This window comes from Actinokineospora guangxiensis (genome assembly GCF_042657845.1).
In the GTDB taxonomy this organism is placed as follows: Bacteria; Actinomycetota; Actinomycetes; order Mycobacteriales; family Pseudonocardiaceae; genus Actinokineospora; species Actinokineospora guangxiensis.
The window spans coordinates 217982-238029 of record NZ_JBHSKF010000009.1 but is presented as its reverse complement, the minus strand read 5'-3'; the positions used below and the strand labels follow the sequence as shown (position 1 = coordinate 238029).

Sequence of the window (20048 nt, the reverse complement as noted above, 5' to 3'; positions counted from 1 at the left end):
GGTGAGGGGCTCACATTCGCGGCCCGGACTGCCGATATAGCTGGTATCGGCGTCGTTGGTTCGGAGGCGGCCATGAGCCCCATACGTGACACTCTCGTCCACTCGTACCTGTACCTGCGGCGGGCCATCGGGCTCATCGGGCTGGGGCTGCCGCTCGTGTTGATCGTGGGCCAGCTGCTCGTCGACGGGCGGCTTCTGCACTCGATCAGCGGGTACTACTACAGCGATCTGCGGGACGTCTACGTCGGGGCCATGTGTGCTGTGGGGGTGTTCCTGTTGTCCTACCGGGGGTACGAGCCTCTGGATGATCTCGTGAGCAATGTTGCGGCTGTGGCTGCTGTGGGGGTGGCGTTGTTCCCCACTCGGCCCTCGGGTGGCGGGAGTGCGGTGGACGAGGTGTTCGGGGTGCTGCACCTGATCTCCGCTGGGGTGTTCTTCCTGGCGTTGGCGTATTTCTGCTTGGTGCTGTTCCGGCGGTCGGGGGATTCGGTCACCGAGCGGAAGACCAAGAGGAACGGGGTGTATCTGGGAGCGGGGGTGGTGATCCTTGGGGCGTTGGTGGTGATGGTGGTTTCGGGGTTCTTCGAGTGGGGGGATCTTCGGCCGGTGTTGTGGTTGGAGACTGCTGCCACCACGGCGTTCGGGGTGGCGTGGTTGACGAAGGGGGAGTTGATACTGCCGGATTCCGGTGGGGAGAAGGCTGTTCGGGCCGCTGCCGGTTAGGGGTCCTGGGCTTGGGTTCCGGCTTGGGAGGGTGGTCCGACGGGATGTGGGTATGTCCTGTTGCGAGGGTTCAGGTTCTCGGGGGCCATGGCGGCTGCAGTCGCTGCGTCGTGGCCTGGGCTTCCCCGGTCTATCCCTTGCGTGGCTTGGTCTCTGCTACCCAGGCGGCGATCTGTGCGCGGTTGGAGAAGGCGAGCTTGGTGCGGATGTGCTCCACGTGGGTGTCGGCGGTTCGGGGGGCGATCACCAGTTGGGTGGCGATCTCCTTGTTTGTCAGGCCTTGGGCGACCAGTTCCGCGATCTGCGTTTCCCGGGGGGTCAGGGGGTTGGCGGAGGTGGGGGTGTGGGTGGGGGCGGAGCCGGGCGGGGTGGTGGGGGGTTTGGTCTCGTTGAGGGCGTAGGCGAGGGTTTCGTCGAAGGTCATGGTGGCGCCTGCCATGAAGTGCTCGGCGGCGGATTGGGGGCCGATCTCGGTGGTGACGATGGCGATGTCGCGTTGCATCGGTTCGATGAAGGCGACGTACTTGCTGATGGTGGCGCCCAGGGCCTGCCAGAGGGTGCTGGCGGCGCCCAGGAGGCGGGCGGCGCTGGTGGGGCGGTTCTGGTGGGTGTCGCAGCCCGCCAGGACCGTGAGGGTGAAGGCGATGATCACGCGGTCGTCCACGGTCTTCTGGATGCGCAGGACGTCCAGGCACGCCTGGCGGGCCACTTCCATGTCGCCCAGGAGGTACTCGGCCGCCGACAGGGACCAGAGGGCCCACGACCGCCAGAAGACCTCTCCTCGGGCGGTGTAGCGGGCGATGGCTCCGCGCAGGACCTCGCGGCCGCGGTCGAGGTCGCCGGTGCGGGCGATGGCCAGGCCGGAGTTGAAGGTCGCCCACAGCTCGCCCAGTTCGTCGCCGAGGGCGGCGAAGCGGGTGGCGGCGTCGCCGAAGAGGGCAGCGGCCTTGGCGCTCTCGTCGCCCATCAGGGCCTCGTAGCCGCGGATGTGCAGCGCGTAGGCCAGGGCGCCCGCGTCGCCGGTGGCGTCGGCCAGTTTCACCGCGTCGTCCAAAGCGGACTCGTAGGCGGTGGCGTCGCCCTGGATGAGGGCCAGGAAGCCGACGTAGACCAGGGCCCGGGCGCGTTCGGGGGCGCCGGGGTCGGCGGTGTCGAGGAGGGCTGATGCCCACAGCCTGCCCTCGGTGTTGTGGCCGCTGAGCAGCCAGTGCTCGTTGATGTCGGAGAACATGCCCAGGCCGACCGCGGCCTCGGCGGCATCGGTGGTGCAGTAGTCGAGCGCGCCGCGCAGGTTGGCGTGCTCGGCGGCGAGCAGGGTCATCCAGGCGACCTGGTCGGGGCCGAAGGACTCCCGCGCGAAGCGGGCGCTGAGGTCGCGGTACCAGTCGCGGTGCCTGCCCCGGCGGCCGTGGAGGTCGCCCGCCGCGGCCAGGCGGTCCTCGCCGTACTGGCGGACGGTCTCCAGCATCCGGTAGCGGGCGATGCCGTCGTGCTCCTCGCGCAGCAGGATCGACTTGTCGAGCAGCGCGTCGAGCAGGTCGAGGACCGCAGCGCGGTCGAGGGCGCCACCGGAGCAGACGTGCTCGGCGGCGTCGAGGTCGAAGGAGCCGGAGAACACCGACGCGCGCGCCCACAGCAGGCGCTCGCGCTCGTCGCACAGCTCGTAGCTCCAGTCGATGAGCGCGCGCAGGGTCTCGTGCCGGGACGGCGCGTCGCGGTTTCCCTTGTTCAGCAGGGTGAAGCGCTTGTCGAGGCGGTCGGCGAGCTGGCGGACCGACAGCGAGCGCAGCCGCACCGCCGCCAGTTCGATGGCCAGCGGCAGGCCGTCGAGCGCGGTGCACAGCCGCACGACGTCGCCCGCGTTCTCCCCATCGATCGCGAACGAGGGCACCACGGCCGTGGCCCGCTCCGCGAACAGCTGCACGGCGTCGTAGTCGGCCAGGGCGGCGGGCGGCTCGTCCGGCTCGGGCACGGCCAGCGGGCTGACCGGCACGACCCGCTCGGCGGCGACGCCGAGGGACTGGCGGCTGGTCGCGAGCACCACCAGGTGCGGGCACTCGGCGAGCAGCACGCCCACCAGGGCCGCGCACGCCTCGACCAGGTGCTCGCAGTTGTCCAGCAGCAGCAGCACCCGCTGGTCGCGGAACTGCTCGACGATGCGGTCGACCGGGGTCCGGGTGGAGCGGTCGCCGACGCCCATGCGCTCGGCGACGGTGCTGGGCAGCAGCTTCTCCTCGCGCAGGTCGGCGAGGCCGACGAAGACCACCCGCTCGGCGAAGGACGCGCGCGCCGCGTCGGCCACGCGCACCGCGAGCCGGGTCTTGCCGACGCCGCCCGGCCCGGTCAGCGTCACCATGGGGCCGGTGCCGAGCAGGCGCTTGACCTCGGCGATCTCCTGCCGCCTGCCGACGTACGTCGTCGCCTCGACCGGTAGCGGCCCTGACCCGGACCGCCTCACCCCAGCGCCAGCCACCCGTGCACCACCCGCCCGTCGTCGGACCAGCATTCTGGCCGATGGGAGCGCTACCGGCGGACATGACATCGATCGCGCGCGGTAACGCCTCCCTCTGCGGAGCGGGTGGCTGGACTACCTGGACCGCGCGGCCTCCTCCCCCGCGTCGGCGACGGGCTTGCTGAGCACGGCCGCACGGACGGCCAGTTCCAGCTCGAAGCGCCCGCGCGGATCGGCGAGCTGGTCGCCGAAGAGTTCTCCGAGGCGGTGGACCCGGTAGCGCACGGTCTGCGGGTGGACGTTCATCCTGGCCGCCATCTCGGTGACCTTGCCCTGGGTGGCCAGCCACTCGTGCAGGGTGCTCAGCATCCGCTCGCGCCTGCGCTCGGTGAGCCCGCGCAGCGGGGCCAGGCGGCGGTCGGCCAGTTCGGCGATGAGGTACTCGTCGGCGAAGATCGCCAGGGCCAGCCGGTGCTCGGCGCAGTCAACGACGTCGCCGACGCCGCCGGGGATCAGGCCGCGCCCGGCGAGGTCGAGTGCGCGCCGGGCGACGCGCAGCGAGGAGCGCGCGTCGGTGAGCGCGGCGGCCGGGCCGATGGCGGCGCGCCGGCCGGGCAGGGCGGCGCGCAGGGCCTCGGCCAGGCCGCCGAGGGCCGTGCCCGCGTCGACCAGCAGGCACGGGTCGGGCCCGTCGGTGTCGACCAGGTGGGGGGCCAGGCGCCGGACGGCGGCCGGGGGAAGCCCGCGCGCGGCGTGGGCCGGTCTGCCCAAGGCGACCACGCGGAGTGCGGCGGGCACCGCCCAGCCCGCATCGCGCGCGGCCTCGGCGAGCCTGCCGGGGGCGGCGGCGGGCTCGGCCATGATCAGGCGCACGAGCCGCCGCCGGGCCGCGTCCGCGGGCGCCGGGCTCAGACCGGACCCGCCGAGGCCGGAAAGCTCGCCCAGGTAGGCGAAGATGACCTCGGCGCCGCGGGCCACCGCCGCCGCCGGGACGCGCCGGGTCCTGGCGAAGTGCGCCGCGTGCCGCCACGCCACCCGCCCTCCGACGCGGTAGGCCCGGGCGAGCAGGTCGGGCCTGCACCCGGCGAGGTCGCCGCGGCGGTCGTGCAGCAGCGCCGAGAGGTCCTCGCCCGCCGGTCGGCGCGGGTTGGCCATGGAGTCCAGGCAGCACAGGATGGTCGTGCGGACGGTCTCGACCAGCGGGGTGAGGACGGCGGCCAGTTCGGCGGCGTCCTCCGGCGCCGCGGCGGCGAGTTCGGCGGCCACCTCGCGGCGCAGCCGCTCGGCGAAGGACGTCTCCGGCGGGAGCGCCGGACCGCGGTGCTCCAGGACGGTGGTCATCGGTGGTCCTCCGGTCTGCGCGGGCGGGCTCGGCTCGGTGCCGTGCCGTCCGAATCTGCCTGAGGGGTCTCGCGCGGCACATCCGTACTTGTACGTACGCGCTACCGAGATCGCGGCGTGCCTGCCCCCCGACCGATCCCACGAACAGGGCTCCCACCTGTGTGAAGGTGGGAGCCCCGTGGTCGTTTCCGACTGTTCGCCGTGCTACTTCCTGATCGCCAGGTCGACGTCGATGGTGTTGCCCTGGCTGGTGACGAACGGGCTGATGAAGCTGTTCAGCCCGCCGCAGCCGACGGTGCCGTCCATCGCGTAGACGCCGGTCAGCTTGCCGCCCTTGAGGACGTCGAAGACGCCCTGCGACTTGAGCGCGAGGTCCGAGGCCGACTTGACCTTGCAGTCCGCGGACTGGCTGATCGGGAAGCCGAACAGCGAGATCCGGGGCAGCTTGATCTGGAGCTTGCCCGCGAAGGTGATGGCGCCGGTGGTGACGGTGCCGTTCGCGGCGCCCACCTGCTCGAAGGCGACGTCGGTGACGCCGTCGAGGAAGCCCATGAGCTTGATCTTGGCCTGGCTCGGGTTGAGCTTGAGCGCGCCGGTGTACTTGCCCGCGGCCAGGTCGGCGTCCGCGTCGAACCCACCGGTCAGCGGGACCGCGCCGCTGATGAGGCCCTTGAGCTGCGAGGTGCCCTTGAGGTCGTAGCTGACCTTCACGCCACCGCCGGGGGGCGTCGTCGGCGGGGTGGTCGGCGGCGTCGTGGGCGGAGTGGTCGGCGGGGTCGTGGGCGGCGTGGTGGGCGGAGTGGTCGGCGGAGTGGTCGGCGGGTTGCCGTCACCCGGCTGGATCTCCAGGGTGGCCAGCAGGTTGTTCTGGCCCGGGTTCAGCGTGCAGTTGGAGTCGAAGGTGCCGAGGCCGGTCTCCGAGCCGTCGGCGGTCTTCGGGGTCAGGGTCAGCTTGAGCGCGTTGACCGTGATCTTGGCGGTGCCCGCCTTGCTGAAGGTCAGCGGCGGGGTCTTGCCGGTGGCGCGGATGTCGAAGGCGCCCGACGCGGGCACGTTCGTCTTCTCCACGGTGATCGGCACGTTCACCGGCAGCACGGCCTCCGGCGCGTCGACCTGGGCCGAGGACACCGCGGTGCCCTCGATCGTCTTGGCCCCGACGAGGGTCAGGCCCTGGGTGGCGGTCTCGGGCACGGTGGAGATGGCTTCGATGTCGAACGCCGGGTTCTGCTGCCCCACCTTGGTCGTCTTGGGGATGTCGGTGTTGATGACGACCTTGATCGGCTGGTTGCCGATCAGCGGGAAGGGGCAGGTGTAGTCCAGCGTGAGCGAGACCGGGTCGGCGGCGCTGGTGCCCGACCCGAGCGCGACGCCCGCGGCCACGAGAGCGGCGGCGACTACGCCGGCCCCGCCCGCCACCGCGCGCTTGGTCAACTTGCGTGAAGTCACGATGATCAGTCCTCAGGTATCCACGATGATACGAACGACAATCGACAGAGCCCGCTCCCAAAAGGGCCGACCTCGATTTCACGGCGGGAATTCCCCGCCTATCGGACACTGTCCGCACCGAAAACGTTAACCGACCGAATGCGGCCCCGGCAAGCATTCATCCAATAGCCTTCTCAAGACTTGTTGAATGCTGACAACAAATGGTTCACGAGAGGGAAAAAGGCTGTTCAGAGGCCTTGTCTGACCATCAGGAGCGCTTTAGGCGCAGTTGTAGCGTATCGCAAACCCGACCGGTCCCGATTGTCGAGCCGCTACCAACAAGCGATGAGCCCGCACCCCGCGGATGCGGGAGTGCGGGCTCATCGGGTGTGCCGCCGCCTGGGGCATCAGGCCGGGTCGTAGGCCAGGTTGGGGCGCAGCCAGCGCTCCACCTCGGCGCGCGGGAGGCCGCGCCGCTGCGCGTAGTCGGTCACCTGGTCCTTGCCCAGCCTGCCCACGGTGAAGTAGCGCGAGGACGGGTGGGCGAAGATCAGGCCGCTGACGCTGGCGGCCGGGGTCATGGCGAAGGACTCGGTCAGCGCCATGCCGATGGCCTCGGCGTCGAGCAGCCGGAACAGGTCCTCCTTGAGGCTGTGGTCCGGCGAGGCCGGGTAGCCCAGGGCGGGGCGGATGCCGCGGAAGCGCTCGGCGTGCAGGTCTTCCAGGGCCGGGTCGGCGTCGGGCTCGAACCACTCCCGGCGCACCCGCAGGTGCAGGTGCTCGGCGAAGGCCTCGGCGAGGCGGTCGGCGAGGGCCTTGACCATGATGGCGCGGTAGTCGTCGTGCTCGGCCTCATAGTGCGCGGCCAGGTCCTCGGCCCCGTGGATGGCGACGGCGAAGCCGCCGAGGTGGTCGCCGTCCGGGGCGATGTAGTCCGACAGGCAGCGGTTGGGCCTGCCCTCGGGCTTCTGGGTCTGCTGGCGCAGCATGGGGAAGACGACCCCGTTGTCGAGGGCGATGTCGTCGCCGACCGAGCGCGCGCCCCAGAAGCCGTAGGCGCCCTTGGCGGTGAACGCGCCGTCGGCGATGATCTTGTCGAGGAGCGTGTTCGCGTCGTCGAACAGCTCGCGGGCGACCGGCTGCTCCAGGATCGCCGGGTACTTGCCCTTCAGTTCCCATGCCAGGAACAGGAACTGCCAGTCGACCATCTCGCGCAGCTCGGCGACTGAGGGCGTGACGTGGCGCAGCCCGGTGAACGGCGGGACCGGCACGTCGGCGAAGTCGACCCGCTCGGGGTTGGCGCGCGCCTTGGCAACGGTGAGCATGGGGCTGCGCTCGCGGGCCTCGTGCTGCACGCGCAGGCGCTCCTGCTCGGCGCGGTTGGCCACGTCCAGCTCCAGCGACCGGTCGGGGTCGAGCAGGTCGGAGACCACGCCGACGACCCGGGAGGCGTCGAGCACGTGCACCGTGGTGCCGTCGTAGGCCGGGGCGATGCGCACGGCGGTGTGCTGGCGGGAGGTGGTCGCGCCGCCGATGAGCAGCGGCAGCTTGAGGCCGCGCCGCTGGATCTCGGTGGCCACCGCGACCATCTCGTCCAGCGACGGGGTGATCAGCCCGGACAGGCCGACCGCGTCGGCGCCCTCGGCGACGGCGGTGTCGAGGATCTTCCCGGCGGGCACCATCACGCCCAGGTCGATGACCTCGTAGTTGTTGCAGCCCAGCACGACCCCGACGATGTTCTTGCCGATGTCGTGCACGTCGCCCTTGACCGTGGCCAGCACGACCTTGCCGTTGCCGCGGCTAACCGCGCCGCTCTCGGCCAGCTTCGCCTTCTCCGCCTCCATGTAGGGCTCCAGGTAAGCCACCGAGCGCTTCATCACGCGCGCGCTCTTGACCACCTGCGGCAGGAACATCTTGCCCGCGCCGAACAGGTCGCCGACGACCTTCATGCCGTCCATCAGCGGGCCCTCGATCACGTCGAGCGGACGGGCGGCGGCCGCGCGGGCCTCCTCGGTGTCCTCCTCGATGTAGTCGACGATGCCGTGCACGAGCGCGTGCGCCAGCCGCTCGGCGACCGGGTTCTCCCGCCAGGACAGGTCGACCACGCGCTTCTTGCTCTTGCCGCCGACGGTCTCGGCGAGGGACACCAGCCGGTCGGTGGCGTCCGGGCGGCGGGCGAACAGCACGTCCTCGACGTGCTCCAGCAGCTCGGCCGGGATGTCGTGGTAGACGGCCAACTGGCCCGCGTTGACGATGCCCATGTCCAGGCCGAGGCGCACGGCGTGGAAGAGGAACGCCGAGTGCATGGCCTCGCGGACGACGTCGTTGCCGCGGAAGGAGAACGACAGGTTCGAGATGCCGCCGCTGGTGCGCGAGCCGGGACAGCGCCGCTTGATGCGCGGCAGCGCGTCCAGGAACTCCTTGGCGTAGTTGTCGTGCTCGGCGATGCCGGTGGCCACGGCCAGCACGTTCGGGTCGAAGATGATCTCCTCGGGCGGGAACCCGACCTGCTGGGTGAGCAGGTCGTAGGCCCGCCCGCAGATCTCCACCCGGCGGTCGGCGTCGTCGGCCTGGCCCCGCTCGTCGAAGGCCATCACGACCACGCCCGCGCCGAAGTCGCGGATACGGCGGGCCTGGGCGAGGAACTGCTCCTCGCCCTCCTTGAGGCTGATCGAGTTGACCACGCCCTTGCCCTGCACGCACTTGAGCCCGGCCTCCAGCACGCTCCAGCGCGAGCTGTCCACCACGATCGGGATGCGGGCCACCTCGGGCTCGGTGGCGATGAGGTTGAGGAAGGTCGTCATCGCCCGCTCGCTGTCGAGCAGGTCGGCGTCCATGTTGACGTCGAGCAGGTTGGCCCCGCCGCGCACCTGGTCCAGCGCCACGTCGACGGCGGCCTGGTAGTCGTTGGCCTCGATCAGCCTGCGGAACTTGGCCGAGCCGGTGACGTTGGTCCGCTCGCCGATCATGACGAAGCCGGTGTCGGCGCCGATGCCGAAGGGCTCCAGCCCGCTGAAGCGGGTCCGCGCGCTCGGCTCGGGCACGCTGCGCGGGGTCATCCCGCGCACGGCCTCGGCGATCCTGCCGATGTGGGCGGGGGTGGTGCCGCAGCAGCCGCCGACGATGTTGACCATGCCCTCGCCCGCGAACCCGGCGAGCAGGTCGGCGGTCTCCTCCGGGGTCTGGTCGTAGCCGCCGAAGGCGTTGGGCAGGCCCGCGTTGGGGTGGCAGGCGGTGTAGGTGCCCGCCAGCCGGTGCATCTCGGCGGCGTGCGGGCGCATCTCCTCGGCGCCCAGCGCGCAGTTCAGGCCGACGACCAGCGGCTCGGCGTGCTCGACGGAGGACCAGAACGCCTCGACGGTCTGGCCGGAGAGCGTGCGCCCGGACAGGTCCACGATCGTGACCGAGATCCACAGCGGCAGGTGCGGGGCGACCTCGCGGGCGGCGGCGACGGCGGCCTTGGCGTTGAGCGTGTCGAAGATCGTCTCGATCATCAGCAGGTCGACGCCGCCCTCGGCGAGCGCGGCGATCTGCTCGCTGTAGGAGGCGACGACCTGGTCGAAGGTGACCGCCCGGTAGGCGGGGTCGTCGACCTTCGGCGACAGCGACAGGGTGACGTTGAGCGGGCCGATCGACCCGGCGACGAAGCGCCCGCCGAACTCGTCGGCGGCCTCGCGGGCCAGCCGCGCGCCGCGCAGGTTCATCTCCGGCACCAGGTGCTCCAGGCCGTAGTCGGCCTGCCCGATCCCGGTGGCGGTGAAGGTGTTGGTGGTGGTGATGTCCGCGCCCGCGGCCAGGTACTGGCGGTGGATGTCGAGGATGACGTCCGGGCGGGTGAGGTTGAGCAGGTCCGGGTCGCCGGTGACGTCGTGGGAGTGCTCGCCGATGAGCGTCCCGCGGTAGTCAGCTGGGGTGAGCTTGGCGTTCTGGAGCATGGTGCCCCATGCCCCGTCGAGGACCGCTATCCGCTGGTCCAGCAGCTCCGTCAGCCTCGTGCGCACCCGTCACCTCCCGTGTCCGTTGGGAGGCGCCCTTGCTGTGCCGACCGGGCCGAGCGTGGCGGACACGCGGGTCCGTCGCAGCGCCTCTCGGCCACCGCCGAAACTACCTCACCGCCGGGAATCATGCCATCGTTCAGCGACCGGGCACCAACCTCGCAGGACTGACAAAAGCGGCAGCGCCAGCCAGCAGGTAGCCGAGCGCGGGACCATAGGCCCCGACACTCAGCTCGCCGAAACCGTTGGCTCCGACCAGGTCAACGATCGCACTGATGTGCACACCGGACAGTCCCAACAGGATCAACCCGGCGATCCTGCGGAACATGCCGACCGCCGATTTGAGCAGGAACAGCACCACGACGGCGGCGGTGAGCGCTCCGGCGGCGATGGCTGTCTCAGCCAGTGAGAAGCCGCCCGAATCGCCGACAAGTCCGGTAAGGGGCCCGATGCCGTACTGGAAGGCGATGTAGCCGAGGCCGAGGACGGTGAGGGCGACCCAGATCACCTTCATCACCGCGGATTCGAGCACGGCGGCGAAGGAGAGCAGGATGCCCAGGGCTACCAGCGGGTAGCCCGCGATGGCGACGTACCAGTCGCCGAAGCCCATCGACGGGATGTCGCGGACCCGGTCCCACAGGGTGGCCAGCGACAGCTCGCCGTCGACCCAGGGCAGCAGGGTGGCGCTGACCAGCAGCACCAGCGCGCCCAGCACGGCGAGGACCAGCCCGGCCCCGACGACCCGGCGCCCGCGCGACCGCGGGCGGTGCTCGGCCTGCCGGTGCTCGCTCAACCGGCGATCGGCTTGGCGCTCGTCGTGGCGCTGCGGGGCAGGCTGCGGCCGGCGGGCCTGGCCGCGCTGGTCCGGGTAGTACCGCGGCTGCTGCCGGTACCCGTAGGGGTCGTCGTAGGGCTGCTGGGACGGCGGGTTCCAGCCGGGCTGCCCCTGGTAGGGGCTCTGGCCGGAGCGGTGGGGATCGCGCGGGGGCTGGGACACGCTGGCACCGTACCCCCCACACGGCCGCCGGAGGGCCCCACCGGACCGTCAGGCGGCCAGCAGGCCGTCCACGAACTGCGCGAGCTGCTCGGCGGTCGGGTAGTCGAAGGCCACCGCCGCCGGGAGCGGGATGCCGAAGGACGCCTCCAGGGCGTTCTTCAGCTCGACGGCCACCAGCGAGTCCAGCCCGAGCCGGGAGAACTTGGTGCGCGAGCCGACGTCGTCGGCGTCCGGGAAGCGCAGCACCTCGGCGACCTTGGCCCTGATCAGCTCATCGATGGACTCCAGCCGCTCCCCGGCGGGCAGCGCCAGCAGCGCCGCCAGGTCGACCCGGGTGCCCGTCACCCCGCCGCCCGCCTTGGGCAGGGCGTCGAACAGCGGGTCGCTCCCCCAGTCGCCGCCGCCCGCGGTGCGGGTGCCGACGGCGCCGATGAGCGCGGCGAAGGTGCGGGCAGCCTTGGCCGGGGTGATGGCCGGGCCGTCGCCGACCGGGCCCCAGGCGACCGTGAGCACGGGCTGGCCCGCCGCGGCCCTGGTGTGCGCGAGGTGGTCGAGGGACTCGGCCGCCGCGGTGTCGCCCGTGCCGCCGACGGTGGCGGCCAGGTCGGTGAAGGCGATGAAGAAGTCCAGGCGCGGGAACCGCTCGTGCAGCTGCCAGGCCCGCTCGGCGTCTCCGCCCGCGTGCACCACGCCCGCCACCGGCGGCGTGCGCTCCAGCCCGGCCAGGTCGGGGCCGAGCACGGTGACCTGCGCGCCGATCTCCAGGGCGGCGGGGCCGTCGGCGGGGATCGCGAGGTAGCGGGCGCCGAGGTCGACCAGCTTGCGGGCGGCGAGCAGGCCGAGCCCGTCGAGGCCGCCGGTGACCAGGTAGGTGCGGTCGTCGCGGATGCGCGGGGCGGGCTCGGGCTGGTCGAAGACCAGCACCAGCTTGCCGATGTTGGCGCCGCGGCTGAGCACGCCGAACGCCTCGCCGACCTCGTCGAGGCTGTGGCCGGTGGTGCCGACCGGGTCCAGCGCGCCCGCGGCGATGCGGACGGCGACCTCGGTCATGGTGTCCTTGTTGATCCGCACGACCTCGTCGGCGGGCAGCTCGCTGAAGTCGAAGTTGTGGTACTCGACGTGGCCGAACTCCTCGGCGACCCGCTCGGCCGACCACACGCCGACCTTGCCCAGCTCCACGAACCGCCCGCCGGGCGCGAGCGTGCGCAGGCCCGCCGGGATGAACTCCTTGTTCAGGCTGTTGAGCACGATGTCGATCTGGCCGTCGAGCACGTCGGCGAAGTCGGTGGTGCGCGAGTTGTGGAGGTGCTCGACGCCCTGGGCGCGCAGCACCGGCCACTTGTGCGGGCTCGCCGTGGCGTGCACGGTCGCGCCCACCGCCTTGGCCAGCTGCACCGCGGCCTGCCCGACACCGCCCGCGGCGGCGTGGATGAGCACGCGGTCGCCCGCCTTCATCCCGGCGAGGGCGTGCAGGGCGTAGTGGGCGGTGACGTAGGCCGAGGCCTGCCCGGCCGCCTCGGTCCAGCTCAGCCGGGACGGCTTGGCGACCGCGGCGCTGGAGGGCACGGTGACCCGCCGCCGCATCAGCCCGGTGTGGTTGACGATCACCTCGTCGCCGGGGCTGAAGTCCGCCGTCGGGCCCGAGGCGATGACGGTGCCCGCGCACTCGAAGCCCAGCGGCTGCGGCACGTACTCCACGCCCGCGTCCTGTGCGTGCTGCTTGAGCATCCCCAGCGCGTTGAGCACGTCCTTGAAGTTGAGCCCGGCGGCGTGCACCGCGACCTGGATCTGCGAGCCGGAGGGCAGCTCGTCGGGGACGGGCAGCGGCCTGATCCCGGCGAAGCGGCCGTGCTCGGTGATGGTCAGCGCCAGGTTCTCGCCGGTCTCCTTGGCCGAGGGCAGCAGCCTGCGCACGTGGCGGTGCCCGCCGCGGTAGGCCAGCTGCGGCTCGGCGCTCTCGCGCACCCACTCCTGGGCGAAGGCGGGATCGCCGCCCTCGGGCAGGTCGACCAGGCTGATCCGCAGGTCGGGGCGCTCGGCGCGCAGCGAGCGGGCCGCACCCCACGCGGCGGCGGCCGCGGGCGAGCCGCCCGCGTCGCCGGGCAGCCGCTGCGCGCCCACCGCGGTGATCCAGAGGCGCTGCCCGGTCAGGCGCGCGGCCACCTCCCTCGGGTCGGCCGCGGGGTCGGCCAGCACCACGTCGGTGGCCCCGTCGGCGATCTCGGCGCCGCGGGAGAGCCGTACGCCGAGGACGGCGGCAGCCTCGGCGTACGGGGTCGGGTCGCCGATCACGTGCACGTGCCGGGGCGTGTCGGCGGCGGGCGGCAGCTGCGAGCGCTTCACCCAGGCCTGGCGGTGCAGCAAGCCCGAGCCCGCCGCGAGCCGGGTGAAGCCGAGGCCGCGCACCTGCACCACCGGCTCGCCGTCCTCGGTCACCAGCAGGTCGGCGGTGCGGTCGGCGGTGCCGTCGTCGGTCAGCTTCAGCAGCACGCGCAGATCGTCGGACTTGGGCTTCTTGAACAGCCGCACCTCGCCGAAGCGCACCGGCAGGTAGTTGTGGCCGTCATCGATGAGCGGGGCGATGGTGTGCAGCGCGCCGTCGAGCACCGGCGGGGGCAGCAGCTCCATGCCCGCGACGCGCTCGCCGCGCAGGTCGCCGGTGGCGAAGTCGCCGCCGAAGGCCGCGGCGGCCCGGATGCGCCGGAACGCCGGGCCGTAGCCCATGCCGACGGCGGCGAACTCCGGGTACAGCTCCTCGGTCTCGCGCACGTCGTCGGCCGGGCCGCAGGCGGCGGCGCGGGCGCGCAGGTCGCGGCCGGGCGGCCCGGGGTCGTCCAGGTGCCGAGGGCCGCCGAGCACGGCGGTGGCGTGCACCCGCTCGACGGTCCCGTCGGCACCGCCGCGAACCACGCTGACGATCTCGGCGACGCCGCCGTCGGCGAGCCTGGTGCGCAGCTCGGTGCCCTCGGTGACGAACAGCGGCTCGCGGATGCGCACGTCGGTCAGCGCGCGGCCCGCGTCGCCGTGCACGGCGTCCTGCAGGGCCAGCAGGATCTCCACGTAGCCCGCGCCGGGGAAGACGCACTGCCCGCCGACGACGTGGTCGGCCAGGTAGGCGGGCTGGTCCGGGCTGATGACGGCGGCGAACTCGCCGTCGCCGCGCGGTTCGCCGAGCAGCGGGTGGTGGGTGGAGCCGGTGCGCGGGGCGGGCGCGGGCAGCCAGAACGCCTTGCGATCGAAGGCGTAGGTCGGCAGCGCGGTCTTGGCCCGCTCGCGGCCCTGGTAGTAGTCGGCCCAGCGCACGGGCACGCCGCGCCGGTACAGCTCGGCCAGGGCGAGCAGGTGCGCCTCGGCGCCGCCCAGGGTGGGCAGCCTGCCGTCGGCGCCGGTCGGCGGGCCGAGCTCCAGCAGCACGTGCGCGCCGCGGCGCTCGACGGCGGCCAGCGCGGGCCCCAGGTCCGGGGTATCGACCGCCTGGCGCGCCCAGTACTCCGGCTTGGTGATCTCCGAGCGGCGGGCGACCTTGCCCGACAGCGAGGTGACGAAGGCCAGCGTGGTCTCCCCGAAGGCGACCGGCTCGCCGCGGCCCAGCCGGGCGGCGTCGGCGACGGTGAACAGCCCGGACACGGTCGCGGCGACGACCTCGCCGACACCGCGGCCGACCATGATTCCCGGCTTGACGCCCCACGACAGCCACAGCCGGGCCAGCGCGTACTGGGCGGTGAACAGCGCGCCGTGGCCCTCGCGCTCGCACTCCTGCACGGCGGCGCGGTAGGCGGGGAAGACGCGCAGGTGGGCGTCGTCCACGTCGACAGCGGGCGCCTGCTGGTCCGCGCCGGGGGCGTCGAACACGAACGCCACCTTGGGTGTCTCCTCCGGTGGCTCGCCGGGCTCGGTGTCGAGCAGGGCGCGCAGCTCGTCCTGGGTGCGCACGACCCCGGCCACGCGCAGCGGGAAGTGCGCGCGGCCGACGGCGGCGGTGTAGCAGAGGTCGGCGACCTCGCCCGCCGGGTGCTCGCGCAGCCGGGCCAGCTGGGCGCGCAGCGCGCGCCGGTTCTTGGCCGATGCGGTGAACACGTGCGCCGCGTCGGCGGGGGCGGGCTCGGCGGGGGCGGGCGGCTGCGCCAGCACCGCGACGGCGATCGTGCCGCCGAAGCCGAAGCTGTTGACCACGGCCCGGCGCTCGGCCTCGGCCCACGACGCGGCCTCGGTGGGGATGTCCACCGGGTAGCGCTCCCACGGGATGCGTGCCGAGGGCTTGTCCAGGTTCAGGTGCGGGTAGAGGGTCGCCTCGCTGATCTGGAGCGCGGCCTTGATGAGCCCGGTGAGGCCTGCGGCCGGTTCGAGGTGGCCGAGGTTGGTCTTGGCCGACCCGACCGAGACCCGGTGCCCGGCGAACACGTCGGCGATGGCGCCCAGCTCGATCGGGTCGCCGAGCGCGGTGCCGATGCCGTGCGCCTCGACGTAGGACACCGCGGCGGGCGCGAGCCCGGCGTCATCGAGCGCGGCCCTGATGACCCGCTCCTGGGCGGCCCCGTTGGGCACGGCGATGCCCGGTCCGTCGCCGTCCTGGCCGACGGCGGTGCCGCGCACGACCGCGACGACCCGGTCGCTCCCGGCGTCGGCGAGTCGCTTGAGGACGATCGCGGTGGCGCCCTCGGCGCGCACGTAGCCGTCGGCGGCGTCGTCGAAGGCGCGCACCCTGCCCTGGTCGGAGAGCACGTTGGCGGCGCGCAGGATGGCGCTGGGCCGGGGATTGCTCAAGGTGTTGGCCGCCGCGCACACGGCGATGTCGCACTCGCCCCTGCGCAGCGCGACGACGGCCTGGTGCAGCGCGGTCAGCGAGGACGCGCCCGCGGTGTCGACGGTCATGCTCGGGCCGCGCCAGTCCAGGAAGTAGGACAGCCGTCCGGACAGCGCGAAGGGCGAGGCGCCCGCGGCCAGCGCGCCGTCGAGGTCGGAGTCGCGCAGCCCGTCGATGGCCAGCGCGTACTCCGACGCGCCCGCGCCGACGAAGACGCCGCCGGTGCCGCCCTTGAGCGCCGTCGGGTCGATCGCGGCGTCCTCCAGCGCCTCCCACACCGTCTCCAGCAGCAGCCGCTGCGCGGGATCGGTGTACTGCGCCTCGGTGGGCGTCATGCCGAAGAAGGCGGCGTCGAACTCGTCGACGCGGTCGAGGTAGCCGCCCGCCTGGCCGTCCCTGGTGCTGACGCCGCTGCGCCCCTCGGCCAGGAACTCGGCGAACTGGGCGGGCGTGCGGCTGCCGCCGGGCAGGCGCAGACCGATCCCCACGATGGCCACGGGTTCGTGCGTACGCGCCATTGCTCGGTCCCCTCCCCGGATCTGGATGGATCAACCCAACCAGCAGGCTCTGACAGGGAACTGATGGCCGGGGGACGCCGTCGGCCGAGGTGGGCGCCCGTTCGGGGGCAGCTCAATCGGATGAATTCACTGTGGACGGAGTCGAGGCTCACTTAACCTCGGCTTCACGGACTCCTCCCCTCGGGTGGGATGTTCCCCCAGGCCAGACACCGCCCGCCGCGGAACACAGGCGCGGCGGGCGGTGTCTTCCAGTCCGGTCCCCGCTACAGCGGGATGTTGCCGTGCTTGCGCCGCGGCGCCTCCGTGCGCTTGTGGCGCAGCATGGACAGCCCGCGGGCGACGGCCGCCCGGGTGCGCACCGGGTCGATCACATCGTCCACCAGGCCCCACTCGGCGGCGTGGTGCGGGTGCGCGGGCGGGAGGAGCTCGGCGCTCCGGGCGTTCTCGGTGATCACGTTGGTCGGCCAGGCCAGTGACAGGTCGGTGCCGACGCTTCGCGAGTCCATCACGGTGTAGGCCTCGCCGTAGGCCTTGCGCACGACCACCTGGACGCGCGGCACGGAGGCCTCGCAGTAGGCGTAGAGCAGCTTCGCGCCGTGCTGGAGGTCCTGCTCGTCGCCGGGCGCGAAGCCGGGCACGTCGACCAGGGTGACCAGCGGGATGCCGAAGGCGTCGCAGAAGCGCACGAACCGGGCCGCCTTCCGCGCGCCCGCGCCGTCCAGCGCGCCCGCGAGCACCGTCGGCTGGTTGCCGACCACGCCGACGACCTCGCCGTCGACGCGGCCGAGCGCGCAGACGACGTTGCCCGCCCAGTGCTCGTGCACCTCGATGTACTCGCCGTCGTCAACCAGCTCGGCCAGCACCTCGCGCATGTCGTAGGGCTGGTCGGGGTCGGGCGGCAGGATCTCGGCCAGCCGCGGCCGCTCGTCGGCGCCCGCGCCGCACGCCGGGTGCGCCGGAGCGGACTCGGCGCTGTTGGACGGCAGCAGCGAGACGAGGTAGCGCACGTCGTGCAGGCAGCCCTCCTCGTCGTCGTGGACGAAGCCCGCCAGGCCCGCGCCCGCGTCCTGGCCGACCGCGAAGGTGAAGTCGGCGAGGACGGGTGAGTAGGCCCCGCCCGCGCCGAGAACCACGCTGATCTGCGGGATCACCCCGGAGGCCTCGACGTGGCGGCGGAGGGTGGCGCCGTCGGCCGCGGGGGACCGCGGGCCCTGCGGCACCCGCGCGCCGTCGGTGATCCCGATCAGCGGGGCGCCCGCGGCCAGCGCCAGGTCCATCACCCTGTGGACCTTGGCGGTGTGCTCGGGGCCCGCGGCGGCGTCGTCCTGGGCGTAGACGAACACCCGGCGGCCGTCGACGGTGCCGGAACCGGCGATCACGCCGCCGTGCTCGCCCTGGGCGCGGAACACCTCCAGCTCCGCGAAGGAGCCCGCGTCCAGCAGCAGACCGATCCGCTCGCGCGCGGTGAGCCCGCTGCGCCCGACGGGCCGGGGACCCAGCAGCCGCAGCGGCCGGGGCCTGCTCGCCCTGCGCTCGGCGGCCGTGCGCGGCCGGGGGTGTCGCGCTCTGGCCGCCGTCATCGCCGCACACCTGTCTGAGCCATGTCCCCTGCCTCCCAACGTTCCCTCCACGGAAACACAGGGAATGGGAAAGGATCATCCTCCGGATTGCGCCGATGCTCGGCGTTCAGGGCATCCCCGCTCAGGGCATCCCCGTTCAGGCAATCGCCGTTCAGGGAATCGCCGTGCCGCCCATGGCGGCGGCCACGCGCCCGAGGCCCGCGCCGGACAGCGCGGCGAGCCCGGCGGGGCGGCCGGTGGCCACCATGAGCAGCTCGGCGACCGGGCCGCGCAGCTCGGCGCCCTCCCCCGCCGCGAACTCGGCGTCCTGGGCGACCAGGCGCACGCCGCGGAAGCGCTTGCGCGCGCCGTAGAAGCGGCTGCCGAGCACGTGGCCGAGGGCCGCGGTGGCCGCATCGGTCGGCATGGCGACGGCGAGGCCGAGCGGCCGGGCCATGTCCTGGGCGTGCACGAGGCCGTCGACCAGCGGGTCCAGCGCGCCCGAGCCCGGCGAGCGCCGGGGCGAGGACGCCGTCTCGCGTAGCTGGGCGATCAGCTCGGCCGGGGTGAACGCGCGCGCCCGCGCGCGGGCCTGCTCGGCTTCCATGCGGTCGAAGTCGCCACGGGCGCGGACGATGGCGGGCAGCAGCTCGCGCCAGCCCGTCCTGGTGGACAGGGTCATGTGCGCGAGCACGTCCAGCACCGTCCAGCCGTCGCACAGCGACGCGTGCGCCCAGACGCCGTCCCCTGGCCTGGCGTCCAGTCCCTCGGCCAGCTCCGCCGCCGCCAGCCGCGCCGCCGCTGTCCACCCCATGATCGTCTCGTCGGCCACGCCGCCTCCCTCGCCTCGCGCCGGAGTATGCGGCACCCGACCGACGAACACGGCGAGGCCCGGCTCCCAGAGCGGGAGCCGGGCCCGGGGGCCGCCGGGCGGCCCACTCCTCCAACAGGACTACGGCAGGCCGGGCAGGCCCGGGACGCCGGGAACACCGGGAACGCCGGGCACACCCGGGACGCCGGGAACCTCGGGAACGCCGGGAACGCCGGGCACCCCAGGAACGCCGGGCAGGCCGGGCACCGGGGCGCCGCCCGGGGGCGCGGGAACGCCCGGGATCGGGATCGGGACCGGGATCGGGATGGGCAGCAGGCCGAGCAGGGTGGCGATCAGGCCGCCGACCAGCCCCAGCACCGAGCCCACCAGCCCGAACACCGCGTCGAGCGGGCTGGGGATGCCCAGGGGCAGGATGCGCTGGATCTCCGCGGCGGTGGCGTCGGCCTGGTCGGCGAGGTAGACCGTCTGGTCGCTGCGGGCCACGTCGTAGGTGGCGTCGAGGACCGGTCGCAGGGCGTCGACCGCGGTGCGCAGGGCGATCGAGTCCTCGGCCTTGACCGCCGAGTCGATCTGGACGCGCAGGTCCTCCAGCTGGTCCACGATCTGCTGGGTCTTGCTGTCGACCGCGGGTGGCGGTGGGGTGCTCGCGGCGGCCATACCCGTGGCCGTCGTGGACAGCACACCCACGGCCGTGACGCAGGCCACGATCCGTGCGAGGTGTCGGTTCATCGAAGTTCCTCTCCGGGTAGGTCACTGCTCCGTGTCAACGGCTACCAGCGGAGACCCGCAGTCACCAGACGATCACCAACGGTGATCACCTGCGAGGACTCGATGTGTGCACAAGAGGCGCAATGCGTGCGACACACCATCGAGTGGGAATACGACATCGCGTCACCAAGCGACAGAATCTTGCCGTGGCGATAACCCAATCGCCTATCGCCTGACACGTTCGGCTCAATATAACCGTGTCGCCGCACTATCGGGCGGGGCACGCTCGGGATGATGCCCGGTTCACCAACGGGAGGCGACCAGCGGCCGCAGGGCGCTGTCGAGGTCCGGGCAGAGCGCGACGATCTCGTGCACGCCCGTCAGGCGCAGCGTGTTCAGCACCGGCCCCGGCCGCACGGCCACGCGCAGCCGCCTGCCGCGGTGCAGGCAGTGGTAGTGGGCGCGGATCAGCAGCGGGGCGGTCCCCACGCTGAGATAGCCGACGTCGGTGAGGTCGACCACGACGAGCGTCTTGGCCGAACTCTCGCCGCACGCCTCCTCCACCTGGTCGCGCCACGGCTGCTCACCCGCGAGGTCGATGCGCCCCCGGGCGGCCACCACGACCGCGGAGCGCGTGCTGCGGGTGGTCACCGCCAAGCGCGTCACCAGCAGACCTCCAGGCACAAGGGAGAAC

General features: G+C 72.9%; 11 protein-coding genes. 1 reads left to right on the top strand and 10 read right to left on the bottom strand.

What is annotated here, in order from left to right; translation table 11 throughout:
* The first annotated feature begins 72 nt into the window (after positions 1-72).
* The gene (locus ACFPM7_RS18615; protein WP_378248909.1) at positions 73-723 is read left to right on the top strand and encodes a DUF998 domain-containing protein; all 651 of its coding nucleotides are present in this window, start codon (positions 73-75) and stop codon (positions 721-723) included.
* Between the two features lie 130 nt (positions 724-853).
* Here the strand turns inward: ACFPM7_RS18615 and ACFPM7_RS18610 are convergent, their stop codons facing one another.
* From ACFPM7_RS18610 to ACFPM7_RS18565, 10 genes are all read right to left on the bottom strand, one after another.
* Positions 854-3181 carry a LuxR C-terminal-related transcriptional regulator gene (locus ACFPM7_RS18610; RefSeq protein WP_378248908.1) on the bottom strand — a complete coding sequence of 776 codons (2328 nt, stop codon included), beginning with the start codon at positions 3179-3181 and terminating at the stop codon, positions 854-856.
* Between the two features lie 129 nt (positions 3182-3310).
* Positions 3311-4516 (bottom strand): PucR family transcriptional regulator, encoded by a 1206-nt coding sequence (locus ACFPM7_RS18605; protein WP_378248907.1) that lies wholly within the window; start codon positions 4514-4516, stop codon positions 3311-3313.
* A gap of 204 nt (positions 4517-4720) precedes the next feature.
* Positions 4721-5962 carry a DUF6801 domain-containing protein gene (locus ACFPM7_RS18600; protein WP_378248906.1) on the bottom strand — a complete coding sequence of 414 codons (1242 nt, stop codon included), beginning with the start codon at positions 5960-5962 and terminating at the stop codon, positions 4721-4723.
* Positions 5963-6348: 386 nt separating this feature from the next.
* On the bottom strand, positions 6349-9942 hold the full coding sequence (metH, locus tag ACFPM7_RS18595) for a methionine synthase (RefSeq protein WP_378248905.1): 3594 nt from the start codon (positions 9940-9942) through the stop codon (positions 6349-6351).
* A gap of 133 nt (positions 9943-10075) precedes the next feature.
* Positions 10076-10933: a hypothetical protein gene (locus ACFPM7_RS18590; RefSeq protein WP_378248904.1), complete on the bottom strand. Its 858-nt coding sequence runs from the start codon at positions 10931-10933 to the stop codon at positions 10076-10078.
* A gap of 48 nt (positions 10934-10981) precedes the next feature.
* On the bottom strand, positions 10982-16234 hold the full coding sequence (locus ACFPM7_RS18585; RefSeq protein WP_378248903.1) for a beta-ketoacyl synthase N-terminal-like domain-containing protein: 5253 nt from the start codon (positions 16232-16234) through the stop codon (positions 10982-10984).
* A 284-nt stretch (positions 16235-16518) separates the two neighbouring features.
* Positions 16519-17835: an acyl-CoA carboxylase subunit beta gene (locus ACFPM7_RS18580; protein ID WP_378248902.1), complete on the bottom strand. Its 1317-nt coding sequence runs from the start codon at positions 17833-17835 to the stop codon at positions 16519-16521.
* A 151-nt stretch (positions 17836-17986) separates the two neighbouring features.
* Positions 17987-18646 carry a maleylpyruvate isomerase family mycothiol-dependent enzyme gene (locus ACFPM7_RS18575; RefSeq protein ID WP_378248901.1) on the bottom strand — a complete coding sequence of 220 codons (660 nt, stop codon included), beginning with the start codon at positions 18644-18646 and terminating at the stop codon, positions 17987-17989.
* 120 nt (positions 18647-18766) lie between these two features.
* Complete coding sequence (locus ACFPM7_RS18570; RefSeq protein ID WP_378248900.1) at positions 18767-19375, bottom strand: hypothetical protein; 609 nt, start codon at positions 19373-19375, stop codon at positions 18767-18769.
* A gap of 282 nt (positions 19376-19657) precedes the next feature.
* Positions 19658-20020, bottom strand: coding sequence for an STAS domain-containing protein (locus tag ACFPM7_RS18565; RefSeq protein ID WP_378248899.1), 363 nt, complete (start codon positions 20018-20020; stop codon positions 19658-19660).
* Positions 20021-20048: the final 28 nt, after the last annotated feature.